The following is a 6,178-nucleotide window of genomic DNA, read 5'->3' as shown; positions in this document are numbered from 1 at the left end:
ACCTACTGAGGTGCTGGACCGGCACCTGCATCACCTGCGGCCACCCCCTCAAAACCCGCAGAACCAGAACGAGAACCTAACGAAGCACTACTAGGCGGGCGCCGCTGCGGGCCCGCGCTACGAGGAGGCCGCCTCGACCAGCGCCCGCATGACCCGCACGTCCTCGCCCATCTCCGGATGCCACTGCACACCCACCACCCAGCAGGACCCCGGAAGTTCGACCGCCTCCACCGTCCCGTCCGCCGCGTGCGCCGAGACGATCAGGCCCGTGCCGAGACGGTCGACCGACTGGTGGTGGAAGGTGGGCACCGGCGTCTCCTCCGGGGCGATGTCGCCGTACACCGTCCCGGGGACCGGCTTCACGGAGTGCCGGCCGAAGACCCCGGGCCGCACCGCGTGCCCGTCGATGTGCTGGACGAGGGTGCCGCCCAGGGCGACGTTCAGCAGCTGCATGCCCCGGCAGATGCCCAGCAGCGGGATCCGCGCGGCCAGCGCCGCCTCGATCAGGGCGAGTTCCCAGGCGTCCCGGGCGCGGGCGGGCGGCCCGGTGCGGGGGTCGGCCCGCGCACCGTAACGGACCGGCTCGACGTCCGGGCCGCCCGCGATCACCAGGCCGTCGAGACGGGCGACGGCCGCCGCGGCGTGCTCCGGGGCGTCCGGCGGGAGCATCGCGGCCAGCCCGCCCGCGCGCTGCACCAGCCGCGGGTACCCGGCGGGCAGCAGCGCCGCCTCCAGCTCCCACACGCCCCAGCGCGCCCCGGCCTCCAGGTACGTACTGACACCGATCAGCGGCCTGCCCGGCATGTGCTCCTCCGACCCCTCAATGGACTTGAGTCAAACCTTTTCGCCACGGCAGATCTCCTGCTCACGCCAGGAACCCCCGCAGCAGCGCCGCCGTGCCCGCGCAGTGCTCCCGCATCATCTCCCGGGCCCCGTCCGCGTCCCCGTCGAGGACCGCCTCGACCAGCGCGGCGTGCTGGCGCTGGGAGTGCTCCAGGTTGCGCACCAGCAGCGGGATGCAGCCGAGGAGGTCGTTCACCGAGGCGCGTACCGCCGCGTACCGCGCGGTCAGCGTCGGTGAGCCGCACAGCTCGGCGAGTGTGAGGTGGAGCAGCGTGTCCAGGCGCCGGTACTCGGACAGCGGCGCGTCCTGCGTGGCGGCCAGCGCCTCCCGCAGCCGCCCCGCCTGCTCCGCCGACAGTCCGTGCGTCGCGCACAGCCCGGCCGCACCCACCTCCAGAACCTCCCGGAAGCGGAGTACGTCCTCGATGTCGACCTCGGCGATCCGCCGTCGCAGCTCGTCCTCGCCACGGGCGTCCGCACGCGGCAGCACGAACGTTCCGCCGTACCGGCCGCGCCGCGACTCCACCAGCCCCTGGTCCTGGAGCACCTTCAGCACCTCGCGCAGGGTGACCCGGCTGATCCCGAGCCGTTCCGCCAGCTCGCGCTCCGCGGGCAGCCGCTCCCCGCCCGGCACCAGACCGAGCCGTACGACCTGGAGGATCTGCTCCAGCGCCTCCTCGAAGCCGTTGCCCGCCCGCACCGGGCGCAGCACCGGTGTCAGCCGGTCCTCCGGGCCGCCGCCGTCAGCGTCCACCGCCATGTGGCCGTGCCCCCTTCCCAAGCAATGGTTCTCCGCAATACCTTATGGCTTCCGGCTGACCGACGAAGCCGAAGGAGGCTTTCCCGTGGCAGACCGCACACCCCCGCTGAGCGTCGAGGAGCTGCACACCCTCGTCGCCGGCGGTGAGATCGACACTGTCGTCCTGGCCTTTCCCGACATGCAAGGGCGGCTCCAGGGCAAGCGGTTCGCCGCCCGTTTCTTCCTCGACGAGGTCCTGCACCACGGCACCGAGGGCTGCAACTACCTGCTCGCCGTCGACACCGACATGAACACCGTCGACGGGTTCGCCATGTCCTCCTGGGACCGCGGCTACGGCGACTTCGCCATGCACCCCGACCTGTCCACGCTCCGCCGCGTCCCCTGGAACGCCGGTACGGCGATGCTGGTCGCCGACCTCGCCTGGTCCGACGGATCCCCGGTCGTCGCCGCTCCCCGCCAGATCCTGCGCCGCCAGCTGGAACGCCTGGCCGAGCACGGCTTCACCGCCCAGGTGGGCACGGAGCTGGAGTTCATCGTCTTCAAGGACACCTACGAGCAGGCGTGGGACGCCAACTACCGCGGGCTCACCCCGGCCAACCAGTACAACATCGACTACTCGGTGCTCGGCACCGGCCGCATCGAGCCCCTGCTGCGCCGCATCCGCAACGAGATGGCCGCCGCCGGACTCACCGTCGAGTCCGCCAAGGGCGAGTGCAACCCCGGCCAGCACGAGATCGCCTTCCGCTACGACCACGCCCTGGTCACCTGCGACCAGCACGCCGTCTACAAGACCGGCGCCAAGGAGATCGCCTCCCAGGAGGGCGTCTCGATCACCTTCATGGCCAAGTACAACGAGCGCGAGGGCAACTCCTGCCACATCCACCTCTCGCTCGCGGACGCGGCCGGAAACAACGCCATGGCGGGTTCCCCGCAGGACGAGGGCGGCATGTCGGAGGTCATGCGCCACTTCCTCGCCGGACAGCTGGCCGCACTGCGCGACTTCTCCCTCCTCTACGCCCCCAACATCAACTCCTACAAGCGGTTCCAGCCGGGCTCCTTCGCCCCGACGGCTGTCGCCTGGGGCTACGACAACCGCACCTGCTCGCTGCGCGTGGTCGGCCACGGCCGCTCCATGCGCTTCGAGAACCGGCTGCCCGGCGGCGACGTCAACCCGTACCTCGCGGTGGCCGGGCTCGTCGCGGCCGGACTCCACGGCATCGAGCAGAAGCTGGAGCTGCCCGAGGCGTGCTCGGGCAACGCCTATTCCGCCGGGTTCGAGCAGGTGCCGACCACCCTGCGCGAAGCCGCCGAACTCTGGGAGAACAGCCCGATCGCCAAGGCCGCCTTCGGCGACGAGGTCGTCGCCCACTACCGCAACATGGCCCGCGTCGAACTGGACGCCTTCGACGCCGCGGTGACCGACTGGGAGCTGCGCCGCTCCTTCGAACGCTTGTGAGAGGTTCTGCCGTGTCCTACGAGCACGAGCTCCAGGTACTCAACCCGGCCACCGAGGAGGTCGTCGCCACCGTCCCGGCCGCCACCGCCGCCGACGTGGACGCCGCCGTCGTACGCGCCACCGCGGCACAGGCCCGGTGGGCCGCCCTCGCCCCCGGGGACCGCGCCCGGTTGCTGCGCCGGTTCGCCGTCGCCGTCGACGAGCACCGAGAGGAGCTGGCCCGGCTGGAGGTCCGGGAGGCCGGCCACACCGTCGGCAACGCCCGCTGGGAGGCGGGCAACGTCCGCGACCTGCTCGACTACGCGGCCGGGGGAGTGGAACGGCTGACCGGACGCCAGATCCCGGTTCCCGGCGGCCTCGACGTCACGATCCTCGAACCCCTGGGTGTCGTCGGCGTCATCGCCCCCTGGAACTTCCCGATGCCGATCGCGGCCTGGGGCACCGCCCCGGCGCTCGCCGCCGGCAACGCGGTGATCCTCAAGCCCGCCGAGACGACCCCGCTGACCGCTTTGCGCCTGGCCGAACTCGCCCTGCAAGCCGGTCTGCCCGAAGGCCTGTTCCAGGTGCTGCCCGGTCACGGCCCCGTCGCGGGCAACGCGCTCGTCGAGCATCCGGGCGTGGCGAAGATCGTCTTCACCGGGTCGACGGCCGTGGGCAAGCAGGTGCTCGCCAAGGGCTCGGCCCTGCTCAAGCGCGTCACCCTCGAACTCGGCGGCAAGAGCCCCAACATCGTCTTCGCCGACGCCGACCTCGAAGCCGCCGCCGCGGCGGCTCCCATGTCCTTCCTCGACAACTCCGGCCAGGACTGCTGCGCCCGCACTCGCATCCTCGTCCAGCGCGGCGCGTACGACCGCTTCCTGGACCTGCTGGCCCCGGGCATCGAGTCGGTCCGCGTCGGCGACCCCGCCGACGAGCAGACCCAGATGGGCCCGCTGATCTCCAAGTCCCAGCTGGACCGCGTCCGTTCGTACGTGGACGCCGATGCGCCCGGCATCCGCGGCAAGGCCCCCGAAGGCCCCGGGTTCTGGTTCCCGCCCACCGTCCTGACCGGCGTCGACCCCCGCGCGCGCGTGGCCGTCGAGGAGGTCTTCGGCCCCGTCGCGGTCGTCCTGCCCTTCGAGGACGAGGCGGAGGCCGTGGCCCTGGCCAACGCCACCGACTACGGCCTGGCCGGCTCCATCTGGACCCGGGACGTCGGCCGCGCCCTGCGCGTCTCGCAGGCGGTCCGAGCCGGCAACCTGTCCGTCAACTCGCACTCCAGCGTCCGCTACTGGACACCCTTCGGCGGCTTCAAGCAGTCCGGCATCGGCCGCGAACTCGGCCCGGACGCCCTCACCGCCTTCACCGAAACCAAGAACGTCTTCATCAGCACGGAGGGCCCCGCACAGTGACCGCATCGACTGACGACATCGTCTGCCGCCGCCTCGTCGGCCGTACCGCCGTCATCACCGGAGCCGGCAGCGGCATCGGTCTCGCCACCGCGCGCCGGCTCGCCTCCGAGGGCGCCCGCGTCGTCCTCGGCGACGTCGACGAGACCCGCGGGAAGGCGGCCGCCGAGGAGGTCGGCGGCACCTTCGTGAAGGTCGACGTCACCGACCCCGAGCAGGTCGAGGCGCTGTTCAAGACGGCGTACGACACCTACGGCAGCGTCGACATCGCCTTCAACAACGCCGGCATCTCCCCGCCCGACGACGACTCCATCCTGGAGACCGGCCTGGAGGCCTGGAAGCGCGTCCAGGAGGTCAACCTGACCTCCGTCTACCTGTGCTGCAAGGCCGCCATCCCGTACATGCGGCGCCAGGGGAAGGGCTCCATCATCAACACGGCGTCCTTCGTGGCCCGGATGGGCGCGGCGACCTCGCAGATCTCGTACACGGCCTCCAAGGGCGGCGTTCTCGCCATGTCCCGCGAACTGGGCGTGCAGTTCGCGCGGGAGGGTATCCGGGTCAACGCCCTGTGCCCGGGACCGGTCAACACCCCCCTGCTCCAGGAGCTGTTCGCCAAGGACCCCGAGCGGGCCGCCCGCCGCCTGGTGCACATCCCGGTCGGCCGGTTCGCCGAGGCGGAGGAGATCGCCGCCGCCGTCGCCTTCCTGGCCAGCGACGACTCCTCCTTCGTGAACGCCTCCGACTTCCTGGTGGACGGCGGAATCTCGGGGGCATACGTCACGCCCCTGTAGCCCGCGTCCTACAGTGCCGGAATGAGCATGACGCCCCCGCCCGGCTGGTACCCCGACCCGTCGGCGCCCCATCTGGAGCGCTGGTGGGACGGGGCCGCCTGGACCGGACACGTGCGCGCACCCGAGGCCCCCGGGCCCCCGCAGCCGGCCGAACGGGCGTCAGGACGCGCCAGGGCCGTCGCCCTCACCACCGCGGCCGTCGTGCTCGGCGCCGCGATCGTCACGGGAGTGGCGGTACTCGGCGAGGACGACGGCACCGGCGGCCCGGCGGCGGAGGCCCTGCCGACGGCCGTCACGTCCACGGCCCCCGCCGGCACCCCCACGCCGACCCGCTCGGAGCCGTCCGGCGACGCCCCGGACGTCGTCGTCGACGAACTCAACGGCATCACCCTGCCGTTGCCCGACGGCTGGACCCCGCCGAGGAACGTCGCCGAGGACGACGTCGTCATGACCACCGACGACGGGACGTACGACTGCCCGGCCGGCGTCGGCGTCTGCCGGCACGGCCTCGTCCTGACCTCCACGGTCACCGAGAACGACGAGAAGTCCCCCAAGGCCCTCGCCGAGCAGGACATTCCCGAGGCCGCCGACGCCGCGTACGACCGTGACTCCCTCGACCGGCGCCTCTACGGCGGCATCGAGTCGCACCGGACGGTCGAGTCCGGGCCGGTCGCGGTGGCGGGCCGGGCCGGGTACTTCGTGCGCTGGCGGGTCAAGACCGCCCAGGGACCCGGTGGTTACGTGCAGTCGCTGGCCTTCCGGTCCAGCGTCGGCAGCGAGGCGCCGGTGATCGTGCGGTTCGTGTTCGACGCGGGTCCGGACGGGCCGCCGCTCGCCGACATGGACCGGATCACCAAGGGGATCCGGTCGATCGGCGACGCGGACACGGGCGGCGGCGTGGGCAGCAGCATCGGTCCGGAGGACTGAGCCGAGGCACTGA

General features: G+C 72.3%; 6 protein-coding genes. 4 read left to right on the top strand and 2 right to left on the bottom strand.

All coding sequences use genetic code 11. The annotated features are described in order from the left end of the window. Positions 1-117: 117 nt before the first annotated feature. Positions 118-804, bottom strand: a complete 687-nt coding sequence (locus ACZ5XS_RS42955; RefSeq protein ID WP_468660839.1) for a gamma-glutamyl-gamma-aminobutyrate hydrolase family protein — start codon at positions 802-804, stop codon at positions 118-120. A 61-nt stretch (positions 805-865) separates the two neighbouring features. After that, positions 866-1,603: a FadR/GntR family transcriptional regulator gene (locus ACZ5XS_RS42950; protein ID WP_468660837.1), complete on the bottom strand. Its 738-nt coding sequence runs from the start codon at positions 1,601-1,603 to the stop codon at positions 866-868. 85 nt (positions 1,604-1,688) lie between these two features. Between ACZ5XS_RS42950 and ACZ5XS_RS42945 the strand changes: the two genes are divergently transcribed. From ACZ5XS_RS42945 to ACZ5XS_RS42930, 4 genes are read left to right on the top strand one after another with little or no spacing between them, the layout of a single operon-like run. Beyond that, entirely contained in the window at positions 1,689-3,059 is a 1,371-nt protein-coding gene (locus ACZ5XS_RS42945) for a glutamine synthetase family protein (RefSeq protein ID WP_468660835.1), read from the top strand. Between the two features lie 11 nt (positions 3,060-3,070). Then, the gene (locus ACZ5XS_RS42940) at positions 3,071-4,450 is read left to right on the top strand and encodes an aldehyde dehydrogenase family protein (RefSeq protein WP_468660833.1); all 1,380 of its coding nucleotides are present in this window, start codon (positions 3,071-3,073) and stop codon (positions 4,448-4,450) included. Further along, positions 4,447-5,238 carry a 3-oxoacyl-ACP reductase gene (locus ACZ5XS_RS42935; RefSeq protein ID WP_468660831.1) on the top strand — a complete coding sequence of 264 codons (792 nt, stop codon included), beginning with the start codon at positions 4,447-4,449 and terminating at the stop codon, positions 5,236-5,238. The genes ACZ5XS_RS42940 and ACZ5XS_RS42935 overlap by 4 nt, the downstream gene beginning before the upstream one ends. Positions 5,239-5,265: 27 nt before the next feature. Beyond that, positions 5,266-6,165 carry a DUF2510 domain-containing protein gene (locus tag ACZ5XS_RS42930; RefSeq protein ID WP_468660845.1) on the top strand — a complete coding sequence of 300 codons (900 nt, stop codon included), beginning with the start codon at positions 5,266-5,268 and terminating at the stop codon, positions 6,163-6,165. Positions 6,166-6,178 lie beyond the last annotated feature (13 nt).

The organism is Streptomyces sp. NPDC033131 (assembly GCF_055578365.1).
The sequence above is the reverse complement of the archived record's forward strand: the minus strand, read 5'-3'. Positions and strand labels throughout refer to the sequence as shown.

Coding starts and splice junctions, on each gene's coding strand:
- ACZ5XS_RS42955 (WP_468660839.1), bottom strand. CDS start 804: ATGCCGGGCAGGCCGCTGATCGGTGTCAGTACGTACCTGGAGGCCGGG.
- ACZ5XS_RS42930 (WP_468660845.1), top strand. CDS start 5,266: ATGACGCCCCCGCCCGGCTGGTACCCCGACCCGTCGGCGCCCCATCTG.
- ACZ5XS_RS42950 (WP_468660837.1), bottom strand. CDS start 1,603: ATGGCGGTGGACGCTGACGGCGGCGGCCCGGAGGACCGGCTGACACCG.